The organism is Frigoribacterium sp. ACAM 257 (assembly GCF_007954365.1).
Lineage (GTDB): Bacteria > Actinomycetota > Actinomycetes > Actinomycetales > Microbacteriaceae > Frigoribacterium.
Genome location: NZ_VOLO01000003.1, coordinates 395,813 through 417,183, shown reverse-complemented (window position 1 = coordinate 417,183; position 21,371 = coordinate 395,813). Strand labels below are relative to the sequence as shown.

The window sequence follows — 21,371 nt, the reverse complement described above, 5'->3', positions numbered from 1 at the left end:
CGACGGGGAAGGTCCTCCCCGAGTACGGGAAGGACCTCCTCTGACGCTTCAGGCGACGGGCGTCAGGCCGAGCAGGCGGAGGACGTCGTCCGCCTCCTCCTCCGGGGTGCGGGTGGCGTCGACCACGATGTGCCGCTCGTCGGCCTGCGGCGGCTCGAGCGTCGCGACCTGCGAGTCGAGCAGCGTCGTCGGCATGAAGTGGCCGGAGCGCTCGGCCATGCGGCCGCCGATCAGGTCGCCGCTGCCCTGCAGGTAGACGAAGACGACGTTGTGCTCGCGCAGCACGTCGCGGTACTTCCGCTTCAGGGCCGAGCAGGTGATGACGCCGGGCACGCCCTGCATGGCGTGCTCGACGATCCACGACGACACCGTGTCGAGCCAGGGCGCTCGGTCGTCGTCGTCGAGCGGCTGGCCCGCGGCCATCTTGGCGACGTTCTCGTCGGGGTGCAGGTCGTCGCCCTCGGCGAGGTCCCAGCCGAGGCGACCGGCGACGAGTGCGGCGACGGTCGACTTGCCCGACCCCGACACGCCCATGACGACGAGCACCGGGTCGGAGTCGTGCGCGGGGTGGCGGGCCGACCCCGGCACGAGCGGCGCCGAGGAGGCGGCGCCCGCGTTCTCGAGGCTCGCCATCAGCGGACCTCGTCCGGGGCGGAGGGGAAGGGCGCGGGGCTCGGGGTGGTCATGTCGTGTCCTCTCGAGGTCGCGACCGTGCGATCTCGTCGTCGGATGGGGCTGCGGGCCGGCCGACGACGCAGAGGCGTCGGCGCCGCTCTCGGGCCAATGGTAATACGAATCGGGTGCCGGGTGCCGGGTGGCGGGTGCCGGGCGACCGACGGGACGCGGCGCTGGTCGGCCGCACAGCAGGCCGTCACCTCGCGTTCACGTGCGCGTCGCTCGCGGTGTGCACGATGCCCGCATGATCGCGATCAGCGCCGAGGTGCGGCAGGCCGACGGCATCGACTCCGTGCGCCAGCTCGAGACGAGCCTCCGGCGGCACTGGGAGAGCATCCCGGTGAAGTCCCACCAGTACCTGCTGCGCTTCTGCGACGGCCCCGTGCTCGTGACCGACGAGCTCCGCTCGCTGCGCCTCGACGTCGTCGTCTCGGACGAGCGCTCGGCCGCGCACTTCGTCGAGTCGTTCCGGAGCGAGATCGAGGCGCGCGTGGTCGGGCGGCCCGTCGACGTCCGGTGGTCGCGCCCCGCCGTGGCGCCGCAGCCCCTGCGCTGACCGCGGCGGCGGAACACGGGCCCTGCCGTCCGCTCAGGCTTCGGCGGCCTCGGCGGCGGCGATCAGCTTCGACATCGTGCGGTGCAGCAGCACCAGTTCGTCGCGGGTGACGTCCAGCCTGGCCGTCATGCGCTCGGGGATCGACTCGGCCTGCTCGCGGAGGGCGACGCCGGCCGCCGTCAGCTCGATCGACAACGCGCGTTCGTCGTCCGTGCTGCGCCCGCGGGTGACCATGCCCTGCGCCTCGAGCCGCTTCACCAGCGGAGACAGGGTGCCCGGGTCGAGCCGCAGCAGCCGGGCGAGGTCGCGGAGCGCCAGGGGCTGCTGCTCCCACAGGGCGAGCATCACGAGGTACTGCGGGTGCGTGAGGCCCATCGGTTCGAGCACGGGGCGGTACGCGGACACCACGCTTCGGGAGGCGACCGACAGCGCGAAGCAGATCTGGCTCTCGAGGGCGAGCGGGTCGTCCGACACGGAGGCGCGGGCCGAGGCGCTCACTCGCCTGCGTCCCGCGGGCAGTGCAGCATCGTGCGCGGGCCGGAGCGGTCGACGACGTGCTCGTCCATCGGGCGGCCGCAGAGGGGGCACGCGCCCCCGTGCGCCGGCACCACGACCGGCGCCTCGTCGCGGATGCCCAGCTGAGCCCCGCCGATGTAGGGACGCAGCCGCCCGTTCATCCGCTCGACGGCGTCGCCGAACCAGCTGCCGTGCTCGTGTCCGGGCTCGCGCCCGGCGCGGGAGGATCTCTTGGATGCCATGCCGTTAGCGTACCAACGATTGGTGCCCCACACGTCGATCGAGGAGGCGTCCTCGCGTACCCCGGCACCCGCCCGCGCTGAGCAGGCGGCCAGCCCCACGGCGTATCACGGGTGCATGACCCGCGATCAGTACACCTTCGACGACCCCCGCACCCTCTACCCCGTGATCAGGCCGGAGGTGCAGCAGCAGCCGGAGCCCGGGCTCCAGTCGCGCATGACGCCCGTCCCCGACCTCGGCGAGGACACCTACCGCGGCACGGGACGCCTGACCGGTCGCAGGGCGCTGATCACCGGCGCCGACTCCGGCATCGGCGCAGCCGTGGCCATCGCCTTCGCCCGCGAGGGGGCGGACGTCACGCTCTCCTACCTGCCCGAGGAGGAGGAGGACGCGCGCCACGTCGTGTCGCTGATCGAGGCGGCCGGGCAGAAGGCCGTGGCCGTCCCCGGCGACCTGACCAGCGCCTCCTTCTGTCGCGAGCTCGTGCAGCGGGCCGTCGACGGCATGGGCGGTCTCGACGCGATCGTGAACGTCGCCGGCGTCCAGGTCTGGCAGGAGTCGATCGACCAGATCACCGACGAGCAGTTCGACCGCACCTTCAAGACCAACGTCTACGCGCCGTTCTGGATCATCAAGGCCGCGCTGCCGCACCTGCAGCCCGGGTCGACCATCGTCAACACGGCGTCGCTGGAGGCCTACACGCCCGCCCCGGACCGGCTCGACTACGCGACGACCAAGGGCGCGATCAACAACTTCTCGAAGGGACTCGCCCAGCAGCTGGTCGGCAAGGGCATCCGCGTCAACGTCGTCGCTCCCGGGCCGACCTGGTCCGTGCTGCAGGTGACGCAGGGAGTCGACCCCGAGACGCTGCCCGAGTTCGGCTCGAGCGAGTCTCCGATGGGGCGCGCAGCCCAGCCCGCCGAGCAGGCCCCGGCGTACGTGTTCCTCACCAGCGCCGAGTCGAGCTTCGTCGCGGGCGAGACGCTGAACGTGAACGGCGGCATGGTCACGCCGTGAGGCGCCGAGCCGACGGGCTCGGCCCCGGCACGACGAAGGGCCCCGCTGGTGCGGGGCCCTTCGTCGTGCCGGCGCTGGAGCTGGCCTCGCTTCTCGAGACAGCCGTCAGGCGACCTTGCGGCCCTGAGCGAGCACCTGGTGCGCGCGGGCGGAGAGCTCGCCGCGCACGAGGACCTCGTAGCGACCCGCCTCCATCGTCTTGACCGAGGCGAAGTCGCGACGACCGCGGGTGGCGGCGTGGCCGACCGCCCCCCAGAGCGCACCCCACAGGGCTCCGGCGCCGAGGGCGATCAGCAGCACGCCGATGAACGCGACGCCCGGGGCGAAGATGCTGAAGAGCAGGCCGAGCAAGAGCCCGAACCACGCACCGCCGGCCGCACCGCGTGCTGCGGCCTTGCCGGTCGTCAGGCGACCGGCGACGTTCTCGACGGTCCGGATGTCGTGGCCGACGATCGACACGCTCTCGACGGGGAAGCCCTCGTCGCTGAGCAGGTCGACGGCGGACTGCGCGTCCTCGTAGCGCGTGAACGTCGCGAGCGTCTGCGGGTGCCCCTCGCCGGCGAAGGCGCCGATGCCCTTCGGACCGGGTGTGCCGGTGGTGGGGGTCGAGGCCGGGGAGCCCTGCTGCGGTGCGCCGTACGGCGCACCCTGCTGCGGTGCGCCGTACGGCGCACCGTCCGACGCACCCCGACCGACGGGAGGCTGCTCGGTCGGCGCCGCGGCGCCTCCTGCCTGAGTCGGCGCGTACTCGCCGTACGCAGGACGGGGACGGTCCGCGCCCGTCGGCGTCCCGGAGGCGCGGGTCGCGTCGTCGTCGGGGACGGGGGTCTGGCCAGGCTGCTCGTTGCTCATGCTTGATGTCTACCGCGTCCGCCTCCCGCGTGGAGCCGATGCACAGCGCACGTCCAGGCCGACGCGGCTCCCGGCGCGTGCCGACCCGCGCCTCCTGCGAGCCGCCTGGTCTGCTCGTCACGATTCAGGAACTCGGCCCGGGCGGCTCCCGAATCGTGCACGGTGCAGGACTCCCGGTCCTGCACAGCACCGGCTCAGGACCCATGTTCCTGAATGAGGAGAGGGCCGAGGGGCAGGACCGGGGCGCAGGCGTCAAGGAGGGGCGAACGACGAATGGCCCCACCCTGAGGTGAGGCCATTCGCGTCGACGCCGTGTCGTGTTGCTTCTCGGTGGATCTGAGGGGACTCGAACCCCTGACCCCCTGCATGCCATGCAGGTGCGCTACCAGCTGCGCCACAGACCCAGATCGTGTTGCTGTGTTGCTCGTGTTTCCGCTGCCGAAGCAACTCGTCAACCTTACTACAGAATTCGAGGTCGCAAGTACACCTGCCGGCAGGGCCCGCCGCCCCGCCCCGCCCCGCGGCTCAGAGGTGCCGCAGGTACCGCCCCGGGTCGCCGAGGAACGCCCGCCAGTGCTGCACGAGGTCGAGCTCGCCCCACGTCGTCCGCTCGATCCCCCGCTCGCCGAGCTGCAGCACCGAGGCGCCCGGCAGGGCCGTGAGCACCGGCGAGTGGGTGGCGCAGACGACCTGCCCGCCGGAGTCGACCACGTCGGCGAGCGTGCCCATCAGCTGCAGGCACGCACTGAACGAGAGCGCCGCCTCGGGCTCGTCGAGCAGGTACAGCCCCTTCTCGGCGAGGCGGGCGTCGAAGGCGTGCAGGAAGCTCTCGCCGTGGCTCACGTCGTGGAACCCCGGGTCGCGCTTCTCGTACCTCGAGAACATGTCGAGCGCCGTCTCGGACCGGAGGAAGTACCCCCGGGCCCGGCGTCCGACCATGCGGCTGCCCGTCGGCGTGCGTCCGAGCTCGAGCACGGCACCCAGCTCGGACGGCTCCAGCTCGGACGAGTACGTGCCGTGCGACCGACCACCACGCACGTCTGCGCCCCACGCCTCGGCGAGGGCCTCGACGATCGTCGACTTGCCGCTGCCGTTCTCGCCGACGAGGAACGTCACGGGCGCGTCGAGGGACACGCCCGCTCCCACCAGCGCAGCGACGGCCGGGACGGTGAACGGCCACTCGACGGGGTCGGCGACGAGCGCCTGGGGCACGCGGACCCGGTCGATGATCATGACGTCAGGCTCGCACGCACCACCGACGCCGCCGCGACGCGTCGAGGACGCGCGGGCTCAGGCCTCGGTGGACGCGGGAGCCGAGGCAGCCTCGGCGGAAGAGGCGGTCACGACGTCGAGCGGGATCGCCGGGCAGTCGCTCCACAGGCGCTCGAGCGAGTAGTACTGGCGGTCTTCGTCGTGGAAGACGTGGACGACGACGTCGCCGAAATCGAGCAGGATCCAGCGGCCCTCGGCGCGCCCCTCGCGACGCAGGGTGCGGGCGCCGGCCTCGAGCATCTTGTCCTCGATCTCGCTGGCGATGGCGACGACGTTCCGCTCGTTGCGGCCGGAGGCCAGGAGGAACACGTCGGTGAGGGCCAGCGGCTCGGAGACGTCGAGCGCGACGAGGTCCTCGGCCTGCTTGTCGTCGGCGGCGCGGGCTGCGATCTGCAGGAGCTCGATGGCACGAGGGGTGGCTGTCACGGATTCCTTCGGGGTGGGTCGCCCCGGGACGGGACGACGGCGGCGTCAGCCGCCGAGGATGCCCGTGGCGAACCCGGCGATGACGACACCGATGATACCTGCTCCGAGGATGCCCCCGCCGATCCCCAGGATCAGGGGCACCTTGCTGGAGGCGGGCTGCGAGGCGGCGAGGACCACCGACCGGGTCGAGGTGTGGGTGCTGATGGCCCGGCTGGCCCGCACGGGCGCCGCGTCGGTCTCGGCGCTCTCGGCGTCGCCCTGCTCGAGCAGGCGGTCGATGTCGGAGTTGTCGATGCGGGCCTGGGAGCCCGTGGCGCCCAGGCTGCGGGGCAGGTCGATCGAGCCCGTGATGATGATCTCGCCGGTCGCGTTGAGCGCCCCGGTCACGTCGGCGACCTGCTGGTCGGTGAGGATCAGCGCGTTCGTCTGGCCCGTGTGGGTGCCGAGGGCGCGGCCGGGAGCCGTGTCGCCGTCGGGCTCGTCCGACTGCGTCGTCCAGTGGCCGACGGGCGGCACGAAGCCGCTCGGCTCGGGGGCGGACGCCGGTGCGGGCTCGGCGACCGAGCCGGACGCCGACGACGCGGTCGGCGAGGAGCTGACGCCCGGGTCGCCGTCGACGGGGGTCGAGGCCGAGGCCGGACGGGACTCGGCGAGGTCGAGGGGGAACACGGACGGCGCCGAGGTGGGCGCCGCGGCAGGCTCGGCCGACGTCGGGGTAGGCGTCGGGGACGGCTGCCCCGTGCGACGCGGGCCGGGCGCACGACCTTCGGCATCGGCGTCGGACACGGCGCCTGCACCGCTCTCGGCAGTCGCGCTCGGCACGCCGGACGAGTGGTCGCCGACCGACTGCCGCGCGCTGGCCGGGGCGCTCTCGTCCAGGGGCGCGACGATCTCGTCGACCGTGCTCAGCGCGTCGACCAGGCGACGACGGGGCTCGGGGCCGGGCGTCTGCAGCGGGACCGGTGCGGACGGCCCCGTCTGCTCGGCGCGCTGGGCGCGCATCTGCCGACGGGTCAGACCGTCGGGGCCGGCGACCGAGGCAGGAGGAGGGGTCGGCGCAGACGCCGGGACGGGCGCCGCCGTCGGGACGGGCGCGGCGTCGGCCTGCGGGGCCGAGGCGGGCACGGACGCGGCGACCGGGGCAGCGGCGGACCCTGGCGTCGAGCCCTCGACGGGCGCGCCTCCTGCGGTGCCCTCGGCGACGGCGCGGCCTGCCTCGCGGGCACGTTCGCGCTCACGGATCTGGCGCCGGGTCAGCGGCTGCTCGTCGGACGTGCTCATGCGTTGCTCCGATACAGGTGGTGCTTGGAGATGTACTGGACGACCCCGTCAGGAACCAGGTACCACACCGGGAACCCACGGCCCACCCGAGCGCGGCAGTCGGTCGACGAGATGGCGAGGGCCGGGACCTCGAGCAAGCTTACGTCGCTCTCCGGCAGGCCGCCGACGCTGAGGTCGTGGCCCGGTCGGGTCACCGCGACGAAGTGCGCGAGGTCCCAGAGCTCGCGCACGTCTTTCCAGTCGAGGATCTGCGCGACGGCGTCGGCGCCCGTGATGAAGAACAGCTCGGAGTCGGGCCTCTGCGCCCGGATGTCCCGGAGGGTGTCGATCGTGTAGGTCGGGCCGTCACGGTCGATGTCGACCCGGCTGACGGTGAACATCGGGTTGGAGGCGGTGGCCACGACCGTCATGAGGTACCGGTGCTCGCTGTCGCTGACGCCGGACTTCATGTACGGCTGGCCCGTCGGGACGAAGAGGACCTCGTCGAGGTGGAACGACTGCGCGACCTCGCTCGCGGCGACGAGGTGCCCGTGGTGGATCGGGTCGAAGGTGCCGCCCATGATCCCCACGCGGGGTCGGCGGCCCGTGACGAACGCCCCGGGGGTGCTCGTCGCGGGCGTCGTGCCGACCATGGTGCGGTGCCGCCCGGTCAGTGCTGCTCGGGGTGGCCGAACTCGTCGATGGGGCCGTCGTGGTGCGCCTGCGTCTTCGCCTTGCGCGGCGAGCGGTTCGCGACGTCGCGGTAGCTCCACACGACGTAGCCGAGGAACAGGAAGAACAGGCCGAACGTGGCGGCGATGACGACGGGAGGCGCGATCAGCGGCGCGAGGTCTTCGTGGGCTGCGGCCAGGAGGGCGACGTCGAGCATGGGTTCTCCGTTCCGAGGGGCGATCCCCGACAGTCTAGCCGCGAGGTCGGGCCGGCCCGCGCACCTGGCCTTGCCCTCGAACGACCCACTTGGTGCTCGTGAGCTCCGGCAGCCCCATCGGGCCCCGTGCGTGCAGCTTCTGGGTCGAGATGCCGACCTCGGCGCCGAAGCCGAACTCTCCCCCGTCGGTGAAGCGGGTCGAGGCGTTGACCATGACCACGGCGCTGTCGACCTCCTTGAGGAACCGCTCGGCGACGGCGTGGTCGTTCGTGAGGATCGACTCGGTGTGGTGCGTGGACCACCGCGCGATGTGCGCCATCGCCTCGTCCACGTCGGCCACGACGCGCACGGCCAGGTCGAGGCTCATGTACTCGGCGGCCCAGTCGGCGTCGGTCGCCGCCACCGTGTCGGGGAAGTCGCGCACGACGCGCTCGTCGCCGTGCACCGTCACGCCGGAGGCGCGGAGGGCGCCCAGCACCGGCGGCAGCAGGCGGTCGGCCGCGTCCGCGTGCACGAGCAGGGTCTCGAGCGCGTTGCAGACGCTCGGCCGGCTGACCTTGGCGTCGAGGACGACGTCGACGGCCATCGCCTCGTCGGCGGACGCGTCGAGGAAGACGTGGACGACGCCGGCCCCGGTCTCGATCACGGGCACGGTCGACTCACGCACGACGGTCTCGATCAGCTCGGCGCTGCCGCGCGGCACGAGCACGTCGACCAGGCCCCGTGCCCGCATCAGCTCGGCGGCCCCGGCCCGGCCGTGCTCGTCGATCGTGACGACCGCGTCGGCGGGCAGGCCCGACCCGACCAGCGCCTCCTGCAGGACCTCGACGAGCACCTGGTTCGTCGCACGTGCCGCGCTGCCGCCGCGCAGCACGGCCGCGTTGCCGCTCTTCAGGGCCAGGGCGGCGATGTCGACCGTGACGTTCGGCCGGGCCTCGTAGATGACGCCGACGACGCCGAACGGGACGCGGACCTGGTCGAGCCTCAGGCCGTTCGGCAGGACACGGCCCCGCAGGCTCTCCCCCACCGGATCGACGAGCCCGGCGACGAGACGCACGGCGTCCGCCAGCGACTCCAGCCGGGCCGCGTCGAGACGCAGGCGGTCACGCAGGGCGTCGCTGGCCCCCTCGTCGCGCGCACGAGCCAGGTCGAGCTCGTTCGCGGCCACGATGCGCGGCCCCTCGGCGACCAGCGCCGCGGCGATCGCGTGCAGCGCGGCGTCCTTCTCGGCGGCGGTCAGGGTCGCGAGCCGGACGGACGCGGCCTTCGCGGAGCGCAGGGTCTCGGTGAACGACGGGGCGACGGTCGACGACATCCCTGGAGCCTACGGCGACGGCGGCAGCAGCAGCGTCAGCTGCGGGGCGCCGCCGCGAAGAAGGTGCCCACCGGGGCGCCGGCCAGCGCCTCGGCGACGTTCGCCGCCGAGGTGACGAGCACGGGCGTGCCGGCCGCTGCGGCGTAGCGCGCGGCGGCCACCTTCGTGCCTGCTCCCCCGGTGCCGACCCCCGTCGAGCTCGCCTCGCCGAACGTCACCCCGGCCAGGTCGTCGCCCTGGGTCACGTCGTCGATGCGCACGGCGCCGGGCTCGTGCGGCGGGCGCGTGTAGAGCGCGTCCACGTCGCTGAGCAACACGAGCACGTCTGCCCCGATCAGCTCCGAGACGAGGGCGGCCAGCCGGTCGTTGTCGCCGAACCGGATCTCCTGGGTCGCGACCGTGTCGTTCTCGTTGACGATCGGCAGGATCCCCAGCTCGAGCAGGCGCCCCATCGCGCGCTGTGCGTTGCTGCGCGGAGTCGGGTCGGCCATGTCGCCGGCCGTGAGCAGCACCTGGCCAGCGACGATGTCGTGCCGGCGGAGGCTCTGCTGGTACCGGAAGATGAGCACGTTCTGGCCCACCGCCGCGGCCGCCTGCTGCGTCGCGAGGTCGGTCGGCCGCGAGTCGAGCCGCAGGTGCGGCATGCCGGTCGCGATCGCGCCCGACGAGACGAGCACCACCTCGGCGCCGCGGGCGTGCGCGCCTGCCAGGGCGTCGACGAGCGGCTCGATCTGGTGGGCGGCGTCGCCGCTGATCGACGACGACCCCACCTTGACGACGATGCGCCGCGCCCGGGCGATGTCCGCCCTGGCGGCGACGACCGGCTCGCCGCCGGGGCGCAGCAGGGTCTCGGCGGGGCCCTCGGCGCTCATCGTTCTTCGTCGCCCTCCTTGACGAGGAAGCCCTCGTCGTCTGTCCAGAGACCGGCGGCGCGCTCGCGCTGCAGCTCGGCACGGGCCTCGGCCTTGGCGTCCATGCGCTCGAAGTAGTCCTCGCGGCGCTGGTTGCGGGTCGGGCGGTCGTTCTTGATCAGGCGCGGGTCGGTGCCGCGGGCCGAGGTCATCAGCTCGGCGGTCGAGGTCAGCGTCGGCTCCCAGTCGAAGACGATGCCGCCCTCGGGGCCGATGACGACGGTCGAGCCGGCCTGCGCACCTGCCTTGAACAAGGCGTCCTCGATGCCGATGGCGTTGAGCCGGTCGGCGAGGTAGCCCACCGCCTCCTCGTTGTTGAACTGGGTCTGCACGACCCAGCGCTCGGGCTTCTGGCCGAGAATCCGGTAGACGTTGCCGTACGTGCCGCCCTCGACCTTGATGACGAAGGGCTTCTCGTTGACGGCGCGGGGGCGCATGACCAGACGAGGAGGCGCGGGCCGGGCCGCGATCTCGGCGCGGCTCTGCTCGACGACCTCGGCGAGGGCGAACGAGAGGTTGCGGAGGCCCTCGTGGCTGACGGCCGAGATCTCGAACACGCGGTAGCCGCGGGCCTCGAGCTCGGGCGTCACGAAGTCGGCGAGCTCGCGGCCGTCGGGCACGTCGACCTTGTTGAGGGCGATCAGCTGGGGGCGCTCGAGGAGGGGCGTCTGCCCCTCGGGCACCGGGTACGCCTCGAGCTCGCGACGGATGATCTCGAGGTCGGTCAGCGGGTCGCGGCCGGGCTCGAGCGTGGCGCAGTCGAGCACGTGCAGCAGCGCCGAGCATCGCTCGACGTGGCGGAGGAACTCGAGGCCGAGGCCCTTGCCCTCGCTCGCGCCCTCGATCAGGCCGGGCACGTCGGCGACGGTGTACCGGGTCTCGCCCGACTCGACGACGCCGAGGTTCGGGTGGAGGGTCGTGAAGGGGTAGTCGGCGATCTTCGGCTTCGCGGCCGAGAGCGCGGCGACGAGGCTCGACTTGCCGGCCGACGGGTAGCCGACGAGCGCGATGTCCGCGACGACCTTGAGCTCGAGCAGCACGTCGCCCTGCCAGCCGGGCGTGCCGAGCAGCGCGAAGCCGGGCGCCTTGCGCTTGGTCGACGAGAGCGCGGCGTTGCCGAGCCCGCCGATGCCGGCCTCGGCGATGACGTAGCGCATGCCGTGCTCGGTCATGTCGATCAGCTCGTCGCCGTCGACCGTCTTGACGACGGTGCCGAGCGGGACCGCGAGCTCCAGTTCCTGGCCCTGGGTGCCGCTGCGGTGGTCGCCCATGCCGGGGCCGCCGTTGTCGCTCGAGCGGTGCGGCGCCCGGTGGAACCCGAGCAGCGTGGTCACTCCAGCGTCGGCGACGAGCACGATGTCGCCGCCGTTGCCGCCGTTGCCCCCGTCGGGGCCGGCGAGGGGCTTGAACTTCTCGCGCTTGACGGAGACGCAGCCGTTGCCCCCGTTGCCTGCTCGCAGGTGGAGGGTCACGTGGTCGACGAATGTGGCCATGTAATCGGTCTCTTCTAGCTCTGGTGCCGGCGCGCGCTGCACCGGGTCTGTCGCGCACGGGCGACCGGTGTCGGGCCGTGCGGTGGTGCCTCGCCGTCGGCGGACGGAGGCGACATGGTGTCCCGACAGGCCCTGTGGCCTCACGGGCTCCCGCGGAGCCGGGCGCACCTGGGCCGGGTGAGCACCAACCTGTGATGGTACAGGGCCGGTCGGAGGCGGTCAACGCGACGGCCGCCCGACTAGCATCGGCGCGTGACCATCCTGATCGACGAGCCGATCTGGCCCGCCCACGACACCGTCTGGGCCCACCTGGTCAGCGACGCGTCGTACGACGAGCTGCACGCCTTCGCCGCCGCCCAGGACATCCCCCGCCGGGGCTTCGACCACGACCACTACGACGTGCCGGAGTCGCGCTGGCACGACCTCGTCGCGGCCGGGGCCCAGCCCGTCACCGGCCTCGATCTCGCCCGCCGGCTCGAGCGCAGCGGCCTGCGCGTCTCGCAGCGGGTCAAGCGCGGCCTCTGACCGCCCCCTGCGGCGCCCGCGAGCGCGCCGTCCTGCCCGCGGGTCACCAGGCCGCCGCGTGCCCCGTGAAGCTCGCGACGACGGCCCCGGTCTCGACGTCGACGACGGTGGTGGTCGTCCCCTGCGGCACGGGGTCGATCGTGTAGCTGTAGTCGGTGGTGTCGTCCGCCGAGGCGGTCTCGACGGCCAGGTACTGCCCGTTGGGCGAGACCGAGAATCCCTCGATCTGCGACGACTCGCCCGCGGGGCGGAACAGGACCCGCGCCTCCTGTTCGTCGTCGTACACGATCAGGTTCGTGAAGCTGGCCCCGCCGTCGGCCGGCACGGCCACCTGCTGCACGTAGTCGGTCGCGGCGACGGCGACGAGGTCGCCCCGGTAGGGCGTGCCGCCCTCGACCGCCGAGAACGGGATCGGCGTCTGCTCCCCCGTCGCCAGGTCGACGCGGAACGCCTGGAGCGCCGTGGCCGCCACGATGCCGCGGCCGTCGAGCGAGACGCCCTGCAGGGCGACGAACGTGCCGAGGGGACGAGGAGGCGCGGTGCCGGCCATGTCGTACAGGGCCACCTGCTCGTCGCCTGCCTGGGCGACGAGGCTCGCCTGGCCCGGGACGACCGCCCAGTCGAGCACGGACACGGGCTGGCCCGCGAGCGAGAGGACGGGGGCGACGGCGCGCTGGCCCTGCAGCGGCAGCGTGTAGAGCAGCTCCTGCTCGGAGCCCTGCGGCCGCCAGGAGAACGCGAGGGTGGTCGTGGCGGCGTCGGCGCCCAGCTTCGTGATCAGCCCCGTGCCCTCGGGCAGCGGCAGGGTCTCGGCCGCGACGCCGTCGTCCGAGACGAGGCTCAGGGTCGACTGCTCGCCGTCGTCGGTCACGACGGCCACTGCCGTGTCGAAGGCCTCGAACGCCTGGATCCGGGGAGCCGACCAGATCGGGGTCCGCTCGCCGCCTCCGAGGAGGGGAGCCCGTTCGAGCACGTCGTCGGCTCCGTCGGCACCGTGCACGACGCGCCAGGTGACGGCCGGGTCCGTGCTGAACGTCGTGCTGAGCGTCGAGTCCTGGCGCTGGTAGACGCTCGAGACGCCCTGCACCGTGACGGTGTAGTCGGTGCCGTAGCGAAGCCGGTCCGCGAACTCGACGGCGACGACGTCGCCCGAGGTCTGCACCCGGAAGTCGGCGGCGGGCGAGACCGACACCTGGTCGGGGTCGACGTGCGCCACGGGCTGGTTCGCGAACAGGCGCAGCTGCTGGCCGGACCGGTCGACGACGGCCGTCGTGTCGACCTGCACGTCGGTCAGCTTCGGCCCCTGCAGGTGCGTGAGCACGCCGAACACCGTGCAGACGAGCGCGAGCACGACGACGAGCGCGACGAAGCGGCGTCGCTGCCGGGCGTGCCGGTCCGCCTCGTCGAGATCGCCGTCAGCCGCCCAGAGATCAGTAGAGGTAGGGGTCACTCGGCTGGCCGACCTTCTCGAGCTCGTCGGGCACCAGGGCGATCGGGTCGCTCGACGTGCGGCTCGGGTTCGTCTGGAAGCCGCCCGAGACGTCGAGCCACTCGTCCGCCGACACCTGGCCCTGCCAGTCGACGAGGTGCACGGGCACGCCGACCGGCTGCGCGTCGACGGCGCAGCAGGTGACGACGAAGCGCGACACGTAGAAGACGTCGGGGTCGTCGCCGGCCGGGACGACGAAGCCGACCACGTCGGCGGTCTTGCCCTCGAAGAACGACAGGTCGCTGGTCTGGCGCAGCAGGCCGGCCCAGTCGAGCACGGAGAACGCCGCGTAGGCGTCGGCGTCGGCGGACGCGGCGTCCTCGACGCTGGTGCCCGCGAGGGAGGCGGTGGACGAGTTCACGTCGCGCTGGCCGGCCGTCGCGCTCGTGAGCGTCGCCGGAGGCAGGACGACGAGCGACACGGCGACGGCGGTGGTCACGAGGGCGCCTGCGGCCACGGCTGAGGTACGGGCCACGGCCCGGCCTCGACGGCGACGGCGGGGCCGCTCGGCAGGGGCGCGCAGCTCGTCGCCGTGGACGTGGTCGGCCTGCGCGTGCGCGTCGTGGTCGTGCCCGTCGTGGCCCTGCCCGTCGTGGTCGTGGGCGTCGCTCCCGTCGCGGGACGACGGCGCGAGGACGAGCACGCCGAGCGACAGCACCATGCCGATCGCGATCATGATCACGGTGAACACGACGTAGCGCGGGTGGATGTAGAGCACGAGCTGCCCGGTCGCCGAGAGCCACAGCGTCGAGATGCCGACCACGAGGGTCAGCAGGACGCCCTGCCAGCGGTCCGCCAGGCGCGAGACGGCGTCGAGCCGGAACGGCGTGCGGGAGGAGGAGTCAGGCAAAGTAGTTCACCACCAGTCCGATGGCGGCGCTGGTCAGCGCCACCACGAGGGTCAGCTGCGCGAGGGTGCGCGGTCGGTACGTCGTGCGGAGCAGCGCGAGCATCTTGACGTCGATGATCGGCCCGAAGACGAGGAACGCGGCGATGCCGCCGGGCATGAAGGTCGACGCGAACGGCAGCACGAAGAACGCGTCGACGTTGGAGCAGAGCGAGATGACGAAGGCCAGCACCATCATCGCGAGCACCGACCAGACCGGGTTGCTGCCGAGCGTGACGAGGACCGAGCGGGGCACCGCGGTCTGGATGCCGCCCGCCACGGCCGCGCCGATGAACAGGGCGGGCATCATCGTCGACATCTCGCGGCGGAACAGCTCGACGCTCTCGCGCAGCTTCGAGGCGCTGCTGTGGCCGTGCTCCTGCGGCAGCGCGCACTCGGCCGCGAACGACCGGGTGAGCAGGCTCTCGGGGTCGGGGTGACGGCTGTAGAGCCAGCCGATCAGGTTCGCGATCAGGAACCCGCCGGCCAGCCGGGCGACGAGGATGCCGTCGCTCCAGCCGAAGGCCTGGTGCGTCGTGATGATCGTGATCGGGTTGAGGATCGGGGCGGCCAGCAGGAACGTCATCGACTCGGAGACCGTGAAGCCCTTGAGCACCAGCCCGCGTGCCAGGGGCACGTTGCCGCACTCGCAGACCGGCAGGAACATGCCGAGGAACGAGATGACGGCACGACGCAGCAGGGGCTGGCGGGGCAGCCACGAGGTGAAGAAGGCCTGCGGGAGCCAGACCTGCACGATGATCGACAGCACGATGCCGAGCAGCACGAACGGCACCGACTCGACGATCACGCTGATCGTGAGGGTGACGAAGTCCTGCAGGGTGTCCGGCAGCAGCTGGGAGCCGAGGGCCGGGCTGGCGAGCCGCAGCACGAGCAGCAGCACGGCGATGCCGATCCCCACGGCGAGCAGCGGCCCTCGGCGGGACCGCCGGGCAGGCGCGTGCTCGTGGGCGGCTCGGCGCAGCGCGTCGCGCTCGCGGAGCGGTGCGCTCACCGCCCGTCCCCGTCGTCGGCGGCGCGGTGGAGGACGTCGCGTTCGCGCAGCGGAGCCCTCACCGGTCGTCCCCGTCGTCGGCGGCGGGGGGCGCGAAGCGCGACCAGTCGTCGGCGGCGGAGGTGCCTCGAGGAGGCGTGGGCCGGGTCGCGCGGGCCGGCGGCGGCACCGCAGCCGGCCGGGCCGACCCCGCGGGGCCGTCCTCGGACGTGACGTCGTGCCGCGCGGGGGCAGGCTCGTGTGCCGGCTGCGGGACGGCGTCCCCGAGGCCGGCGGGCGCCTCCTCGGCGATCGCGCCGGCGTCGACGAGGGACTCGTCGGCGACGGCATCGTCGGCGGCAGAGCCGACGGCGGGCGTCGCCGAACGGGCCGCGTGCCACGCGAGCACGACGCCGACGAGCAGCAGCGCCGTGTCGACGACTCCGGCGGCGAACGGGATGGTCGTGAGGTAGAGGGCCAGGTTGACCCAGGTGCCGCCGCTCAGGGACGCCGCCACCCCGGGCACGATGCCGACGACCGCCAGGGCCACGGTGCCGGCGGCGCCCGCGACGAGGCCGTGGCGCAGCACGCGCGGCAGCGACAGCGCGGGGTCGACGGGGCGCACCAGGAGGAGCACGACGAAGGCGACCAGGTAGAACGGGAACGGGTACAGCACGAAGCTGCCGAGGAACTGCCCGACCGGCGTCGACGTGAAGTCGCTCGGCCAGGGCGTCACCGAGAAGCCGAGCGCGGACCCGACGAGCGCCGCGAGGCCGAGCGCGAAGCGCGCCACGAGCAGCACGCCGAGGGCGGTGGCGGCGGCGAGGAGGCGCTGCCTGCCCTGGTCGGACCGCAGGCCGCGGACCCCGACGACCGCCCGGCGCACGAACACCGCAGCCCGACGGGACGACCGGTCGGTCGCCGCGTCGGGCTGCGGTGTCGGAGTCACGCTGTCACCCTAGACGAGTCACAGTTCGTCGGAGCTGACACCCACGCCGAGGATGAACGGCCCGCCGTCGCCCTGCTCGGACGAGTCCGCCGACGGGGCTGCCGTCGTCGTGCCCGAGCTCGAGGCGCGGCGCGAGCGGCCCCGGCCCTGTCCGGGCTGCTTCGGCTCCGGCAGCGCGCCGAGCACGCTGTCGAGGATCTGCTCGGCGTCGTGCGTGCTCATCTTGCGGGGCTCGCGTCGGGTCGCCGCGACCGGGATGTCGAGGATCGCGACGGACGCCTCGGGGGTGACCGTGGCCGTCGACGCCGCCCGGCGGCTGCCGCGCTTCACCGGGGCCGTGGGCTCGTCAGCGGCGGGCGCCAGGGCAGTCGCAGCGGCAGGTGCCTGCTGAGCCGCCGCGGGAGCGGCCTCGGCAGCCGGCGCCTCGACGACGGGTGCCGACGTCGGCGCCTCGGCGGTCGGGGACGACCCGCGGCCGGGCTGGTCGCCGGTCTGCGCGCCGCGCCGTCCGCCTCCCTGCTGGTCGGCCTGCTGCTCGGCCTGCTGGCCGCCCTGCTGGTCGCCGTGCTCGGCGTCGCGCGAGCGCGAGCCCCGACGGCCCTTGCGGCCGCCACGGCTGCGGCGCGGCTCGTCGGAGGTGTCGTCCTGGGCCTCGTCGGGCCGTGAGGACGACACCGAGGCAGCGGCGGCGTCGATGGCCGCCTCGACCGCGGCCGCCGCCGTGGCGGCGCTGTCGCCGTCGGCCGGCCGGGTCCCGTCCTCCGCGTGGGCGATCGTCGACGCCGCGATGCGCGACAGGGCGTTCTTGACGTCGTCGGTGATGGCGTGGGTGCCGGTCGTCGGGTGCGCCGACGAGCCGCCCTGACCGCCCGAGCCGCGCCCCTGACCGCCGGAGGTGCCGGTCGAGCCGCCCTGCTTGCCTGCCTGGGCGCCGCCTCGGCGACGCTGCTCCTGGCCCTTGCGGGGCTGCTGCTCCTGCACGCGAGCGGCGCTGCCTGCCTCGGCGAACGACTCGGCCAGGCCGAGGCCGAGCTTCTTGCGCGTCATCTGCACGAGGCCGAGCGAGGTGACCTCGGCGACCTGGTGCTTGGTGCGGTCGCGGCTCAGGCACTCGACCAGGCGGCGGAGCACGAGGTCGCGGTTCGACTCGAGGACCATGTCGATGAAGTCGACGACGATGATGCCGCCGATGTCGCGCAGGCGCAGCTGGCGGACGATCTCCTCCGCGGCCTCGAGGTTGTTCTTCGTGACCGTCTCCTCGAGGTTGCCCCCGGAGCCGACGAACTTGCCCGTGTTGACGTCGACGACCGTCATGGCCTCGGTGCGGTCGATGACGAGCGAACCGCCGGACGGCAGCCAGACCTTGCGGTCGAGCGCCTTCTCGATCTGCTCGTTGAGGCGGTGCTCGTCGAACGCGTCGCGGTCGCCCTCGTAGCGCTTGACGCGGTCGAGCAGGTCGGGAGCGACGGCCGACAGGTACGACTGCAGGGTGTCGTAGGCGTCGTCGCCGTCGATGACCAGCTCGTGGAAGTCCTCGTTGAAGACGTCGCGGACGATCTTGATCAGCAGGTCGGGCTCCGAGTGCAGCTGCGCGGGGGCGTTGCCGGCCTCGACCTTGCTGCTGATGTCGGCCCACTGGTTCGTCAGGCGCGTGATGTCGAGGGTGAGCTGCTCCTCCGTGGTGCCCTCGGCCGCGGTGCGGACGATGACTCCCGCGTTCTCGGGGAGCGCCTCCTTCAGGATCTTCTTGAGGCGGGCGCGCTCGGTGTCGGGGAGCTTGCGGCTGATGCCGTTCATCGAGCCGTTGGGCACGTAGACGAGGTAGCGGCCGGGCAGCGAGATCTGGCTGGTGAGGCGCGCGCCCTTGTGGCCGACCGGGTCTTTCGTGACCTGGACGAGCACGCGGTCGCCGGGCTTGAGGGCGAGCTCGATGCGGCGGGGCTGGTTGCCGTTCGAGAGCGAGTCCCAGTCGACCTCGCCGGAGTAGAGCACCGCGTTGCGGCCGCGTCCGATGTCGACGAAGGCCGCCTCCATGCTGGGGAGCACGTTCTGGACGCGCCCGAGGTAGACGTTGCCGATCAGCGAGACGTTCTGCGCCTTGGCGACGTAGTGCTCGGCGAGGGTGCCGTCCTCCATGACGCCGATCTCGATGCGGTCGCCCGACGAGCGGACGATCATCTTGCGGTCGACGCTCTCACGGCGGGCGAGGAACTCGGCCTCGGTGATGACGGTGCGGCGGCGGCCGGCGTCACGGCCGTCGCGGCGACGCTGCTTCTTCGCCTCGAGACGGGTCGACCCCTTGATGCGCTGCGGCTCGGTGATGAGCTCGACCTGGCGCTGCGGGCGCTCACGACGGTCGCCGCGGTCGCCGCCCTGGCGCTGCTCGGAGTCGCGCTCCTCGCGGTCCTGCGAGCGACCGCGCTGGCGACGGCGGGAGGTGCCTCGCTGCGGCTCGTCGCGGTCGTCGTCGTCACGGTCGTCGTCACGCTCGTCGCGGTCGTCGTCGTCCCGGTCGTCACGGTCGTCCCACTCGTCGTCGTGGCGACGACGGCCCGGCCGAGCCGGCAGGGGCAGGATCTCGGGCGCGTGGAAGATCAGGCTCGTCGTGGTGAGCTGGGCCGGGATCGGCCCCGACTCGGCTGCGGCGGCAGCGTCGTCGTCGTCCGGGGCCTCCGCGCGCGGCGGCGCGACGGCCGCGATGTCGGCCTGGACGGCCTCGGTGTCGACCACGGCCTCCGGCTGCGCGGGGCGGGCGGTGTCGATGCCGGTGCTGGTGCTGTCGCTGCTGGTCGCGGCCTCGGCCCCGACCTCCTTCTCGGTGGTCACGGGGGAAGCCTCCTGGGCGTCGTCGTTCCGGTCGTGGGGGGCGGTGCCGAGCGCGCGGCGCGCGGTCGTCGCCGGTGCGGGCACCTGGCGCGACAGGAGCCCGGCGAACAGGCCCCTCTTCTTCTTCGGCTGGCCGTCTCTGTCGTTGTCGTTCTTGTCCACCACTGCTGGTGTGCTCCTCGACCCGCCGTCGGCATCGCCGTCGCCGGGTGGTCTCGTGTCGTGGCCGGGAGGCGCTGTGCACCTGCCTGCGACCACCGCGCCCTCTCACGGCGCGCATCGTCAGCGACGTCGCGTTCGGTCAGCCGGAGCCGACACCCGTCTCTGCGGGCGTCTCCCCGGATGTCGTTCGTCGACGTCAGGTTCTTCGTTGCTCTGTCCGGAACTGGCTGTCCGGCGGTGGGCGACTGCGCCCTGGCCCGGATCTCGCTGCCACCTGACGACGTCCGCCCGGCGGGACGGCCACTCGTGGAGGCCGACCCTCAGACGGACCCGCGGTGCAGCACGGCCCGGAAAGTCTTGATCACGGGACCTTCGCCCCGCGACTGGCTCGATTATCGCACGCCTCACCGCGGACCACGATCGGGACGGTGAGATGATCGTCGTCGTGACCGAGCAGAGAGCACCTCAGCGCACCCACCCGTCGACGGGTCGCCCCGTCGTCGTCCCGGCCGTCCTCCTGGTTATCGCGGGGCTCGTCGGACTGCTCGGGTCGTTCGCCCTCACGGTCGACAAGTTCAGGCTGCTCGAGAACCCGACCGCGTCGCTCGGCTGCGACGTCAACCCGTTCGTCGGCTGCTCCCCCGTCATCGACAGCTGGCAGGCGTCGCTGTTCGGGTTCCCCAACCCGATCCTCGGCCTGATCGGGTTCGCGGCCCCCGTCGCCGTGGGCGTGGCACTGCTCGCCGGCGCCAGGTTCGCCCGGTGGTTCTGGGTCGCCCTCACCACGGGCACCTTCCTGGCCTGGGTCTTCATCACGTGGCTGTTCACGCAGACGGTGTTCGTCATCGGCGCCCTCTGCCCGTGGTGCATGCTCGTCTGGTCGGTCACCATCCCGCTCTTCTGGATCCTCCTGGTGTGGGGACTCGCCCGCGGCGTGACCGTGCCTCACGGCCGGGTCCAGAGGGCGGCCGCGGCCTTCCTGCCGTTCTCGTGGATCCTGCCCGTGCTGAACTACATCGTCGTGGCGACGGTGATCCTCGTGCAGTTCCCGCTCCTCCTGCCCACCCTGCTCGGCTGATCCGCTCAGCCTCTCCATGGGGAGGTGCGAGAGGGTCGTCGAGGCCGCTCATCGCCGCCGCCCACCAGCACCAGCACCAGCACCGACGAGCGAGGACCCATGACCCCACCAGCCGGACCAGGAGAGACCAAGCGCGAGCGACGGGAGTCCGCCCGGGAGAAGGCCCGCGTCACGCGCGAGGCCGAGGCCAAGCGCCGTCGCCGCAACAAGTGGGCCCTGCAGGGCGGCCTCGTCGTGGGCGTGCTCGCCGTGCTGGCCGTCGTGGCCCTCGTCGTCACGCGGTCCCTCGCGCCGGCGGGCGCCGGTCCCCTGAACATGGCCAGCGACGGCGGCGTCCTCTCGGGCGACGGCACCACCGTCTCGGCCGTGACGACGGACGCGACGCCTGCCGACGGCTCGCCCACGCCCTCCGCGGCGGGCACGGCCGAGAAGCCGAGCATCGTCGTCTACCTCGACTACATGTGCCCGTACTGCGGCCAGTTCGACACGACCAACGCCGAGCAGCTCGAGACCTGGGTCACCCAGGGGGCGGCCGACCTCGAGATCCACCCTCTCGGGTTCCTCGACAACGCGAGCCTCGGGTCGAAGTACTCGACGAGGTCGGCGAACGCCCTGGCGTGCGTCGCGAACTACCAGCCCGACACCGCGCTCGACGTCAACACCGCCCTGTTCGCCCAGCAGCCGGCCGAGAACACCCGCGGCCTGACGAACGACGAGCTGGTCACGCTGGTGCAGGGCGCCGGCGCCGACGACCCGGCCGTCGCCTCCTGCATCTCGGACGGGGAGTTCACCGACTGGGTCGCGTCGGCGACCGAGCGCGCGCTCAACGACCCCGTGCCGAACTCCGACCTCGCCGCGGTGACCGCGACGCCGACCGTGCTGGTCAACGGTCAGCAGTACCAGGGCTCGCCGACCGACGCGGCCGCGTTCGCGCAGTTCGTGGACGAGGTCGTCGCGGGCCAGCCGACCGACGACACGAGCACGGGCGAGCTGCCCGAGTCGACGGCCACGCCGACCCCCTGACCGGCCTGTCGTCTCGAAGG

The 21,371-nt window shown here is 73.0% G+C and carries 22 protein-coding genes and 1 tRNA gene; 5 read left to right on the top strand and 18 right to left on the bottom strand.

The window, feature by feature from the left end:
• Positions 1-48: 48 nt before the first annotated feature.
• Complete coding sequence (locus ES689_RS11795; RefSeq protein ID WP_223269582.1) at positions 49-534, bottom strand: gluconokinase; 486 nt, start codon at positions 532-534, stop codon at positions 49-51.
• A 385-nt stretch (positions 535-919) separates the two neighbouring features.
• Here ES689_RS11795 and ES689_RS11790 point away from each other — a divergent pair, with 385 nt between their 5' ends.
• Entirely contained in the window at positions 920-1,231 is a 312-nt protein-coding gene (locus ES689_RS11790) for a hypothetical protein (RefSeq protein ID WP_146904577.1), read from the top strand.
• A 33-nt stretch (positions 1,232-1,264) separates the two neighbouring features.
• Here ES689_RS11790 and ES689_RS11785 read toward each other — a convergent pair whose 3' ends face one another.
• Together ES689_RS11785 and ES689_RS11780 are read right to left on the bottom strand one after the other, a co-directional pair.
• A complete protein-coding gene (locus ES689_RS11785) occupies positions 1,265-1,729 on the bottom strand; it encodes a MarR family winged helix-turn-helix transcriptional regulator (protein ID WP_146904574.1) in 465 nt (154 codons plus the stop codon).
• Positions 1,726-1,989, bottom strand: a complete 264-nt coding sequence (locus tag ES689_RS11780) for a hypothetical protein (RefSeq protein ID WP_146904572.1) — start codon at positions 1,987-1,989, stop codon at positions 1,726-1,728. Before ES689_RS11780 ends, ES689_RS11785 begins: the two co-directional genes overlap by 4 nt.
• A gap of 115 nt (positions 1,990-2,104) precedes the next feature.
• On the opposite strand from ES689_RS11780, the gene ES689_RS11775 reads away from it, so the two are divergent.
• A complete protein-coding gene (locus ES689_RS11775) occupies positions 2,105-3,004 on the top strand; it encodes an SDR family oxidoreductase (RefSeq protein ID WP_146904569.1) in 900 nt (299 codons plus the stop codon).
• 105 nt (positions 3,005-3,109) lie between these two features.
• Here the strand turns inward: ES689_RS11775 and ES689_RS15920 are convergent, their stop codons facing one another.
• The 10 genes from ES689_RS15920 to obgE all read right to left on the bottom strand — a co-directional run bounded on the left by ES689_RS15920 (position 3,110) and on the right by obgE (position 11,422).
• Positions 3,110-3,856 (bottom strand): general stress protein, encoded by a 747-nt coding sequence (locus ES689_RS15920; RefSeq protein ID WP_223269565.1) that lies wholly within the window; start codon positions 3,854-3,856, stop codon positions 3,110-3,112.
• 331 nt (positions 3,857-4,187) lie between these two features.
• Positions 4,188-4,260: transfer RNA gene (locus ES689_RS11765), tRNA-Ala, on the bottom strand.
• Positions 4,261-4,381: 121 nt separating this feature from the next.
• Positions 4,382-5,089: an AAA family ATPase gene (locus ES689_RS11760; protein WP_146904566.1), complete on the bottom strand. Its 708-nt coding sequence runs from the start codon at positions 5,087-5,089 to the stop codon at positions 4,382-4,384.
• A 57-nt stretch (positions 5,090-5,146) separates the two neighbouring features.
• A complete protein-coding gene (gene rsfS, locus ES689_RS11755) occupies positions 5,147-5,554 on the bottom strand; it encodes a ribosome silencing factor (RefSeq protein WP_146904563.1) in 408 nt (135 codons plus the stop codon).
• 45 nt (positions 5,555-5,599) lie between these two features.
• A complete protein-coding gene (locus ES689_RS11750; protein WP_146904560.1) occupies positions 5,600-6,835 on the bottom strand; it encodes a hypothetical protein in 1,236 nt (411 codons plus the stop codon).
• Positions 6,832-7,467, bottom strand: coding sequence for a nicotinate-nucleotide adenylyltransferase (gene nadD / locus ES689_RS11745; protein WP_123548624.1), 636 nt, complete (start codon positions 7,465-7,467; stop codon positions 6,832-6,834). Before nadD ends, ES689_RS11750 begins: the two co-directional genes overlap by 4 nt.
• A 17-nt stretch (positions 7,468-7,484) precedes the next feature.
• Positions 7,485-7,703: a hypothetical protein gene (locus ES689_RS11740; protein ID WP_146904558.1), complete on the bottom strand. Its 219-nt coding sequence runs from the start codon at positions 7,701-7,703 to the stop codon at positions 7,485-7,487.
• 34 nt (positions 7,704-7,737) lie between these two features.
• Positions 7,738-9,018, bottom strand: coding sequence for a glutamate-5-semialdehyde dehydrogenase (locus tag ES689_RS11735; RefSeq protein WP_146904555.1), 1,281 nt, complete (start codon positions 9,016-9,018; stop codon positions 7,738-7,740).
• A 35-nt stretch (positions 9,019-9,053) separates the two neighbouring features.
• The gene (gene proB / locus ES689_RS11730) at positions 9,054-9,890 is read right to left on the bottom strand and encodes a glutamate 5-kinase (RefSeq protein ID WP_146904552.1); all 837 of its coding nucleotides are present in this window, start codon (positions 9,888-9,890) and stop codon (positions 9,054-9,056) included.
• Positions 9,887-11,422, bottom strand: coding sequence for a GTPase ObgE (gene obgE / locus ES689_RS11725; protein WP_146904549.1), 1,536 nt, complete (start codon positions 11,420-11,422; stop codon positions 9,887-9,889). The genes proB and obgE overlap by 4 nt, the downstream gene beginning before the upstream one ends.
• Positions 11,423-11,674: 252 nt before the next feature.
• Here obgE and ES689_RS11720 point away from each other — a divergent pair, with 252 nt between their 5' ends.
• A complete protein-coding gene (locus ES689_RS11720; protein WP_146904546.1) occupies positions 11,675-11,947 on the top strand; it encodes a DUF4031 domain-containing protein in 273 nt (90 codons plus the stop codon).
• A gap of 43 nt (positions 11,948-11,990) precedes the next feature.
• Here ES689_RS11720 and ES689_RS11715 read toward each other — a convergent pair whose 3' ends face one another.
• The 5 genes from ES689_RS11715 to ES689_RS15655 are packed head-to-tail and all read right to left on the bottom strand — an operon-like array spanning position 11,991 to position 19,250.
• Positions 11,991-13,397, bottom strand: a complete 1,407-nt coding sequence (locus ES689_RS11715; RefSeq protein WP_146904543.1) for a hypothetical protein — start codon at positions 13,395-13,397, stop codon at positions 11,991-11,993.
• The gene (locus ES689_RS16060; RefSeq protein WP_305038355.1) at positions 13,378-14,286 is read right to left on the bottom strand and encodes a TIGR03943 family protein; all 909 of its coding nucleotides are present in this window, start codon (positions 14,284-14,286) and stop codon (positions 13,378-13,380) included. The genes ES689_RS11715 and ES689_RS16060 overlap by 20 nt, the downstream gene beginning before the upstream one ends.
• The gene (locus ES689_RS11705; RefSeq protein WP_223269564.1) at positions 14,279-15,334 is read right to left on the bottom strand and encodes a permease; all 1,056 of its coding nucleotides are present in this window, start codon (positions 15,332-15,334) and stop codon (positions 14,279-14,281) included. Before ES689_RS11705 ends, ES689_RS16060 begins: the two co-directional genes overlap by 8 nt.
• Positions 15,335-15,392: 58 nt before the next feature.
• Positions 15,393-16,262 carry a hypothetical protein gene (locus ES689_RS15915; protein WP_223269563.1) on the bottom strand — a complete coding sequence of 290 codons (870 nt, stop codon included), beginning with the start codon at positions 16,260-16,262 and terminating at the stop codon, positions 15,393-15,395.
• Between the two features lie 18 nt (positions 16,263-16,280).
• On the bottom strand, positions 16,281-19,250 hold the full coding sequence (locus tag ES689_RS15655; RefSeq protein ID WP_223269580.1) for an Rne/Rng family ribonuclease: 2,970 nt from the start codon (positions 19,248-19,250) through the stop codon (positions 16,281-16,283).
• 445 nt (positions 19,251-19,695) lie between these two features.
• Here ES689_RS15655 and ES689_RS11695 point away from each other — a divergent pair, with 445 nt between their 5' ends.
• Positions 19,696-20,328, top strand: a complete 633-nt coding sequence (locus ES689_RS11695) for a vitamin K epoxide reductase family protein (RefSeq protein WP_223269562.1) — start codon at positions 19,696-19,698, stop codon at positions 20,326-20,328.
• A 99-nt stretch (positions 20,329-20,427) separates the two neighbouring features.
• On the top strand, positions 20,428-21,351 hold the full coding sequence (locus ES689_RS11690; protein WP_146904534.1) for a thioredoxin domain-containing protein: 924 nt from the start codon (positions 20,428-20,430) through the stop codon (positions 21,349-21,351).
• Positions 21,352-21,371: the final 20 nt, after the last annotated feature.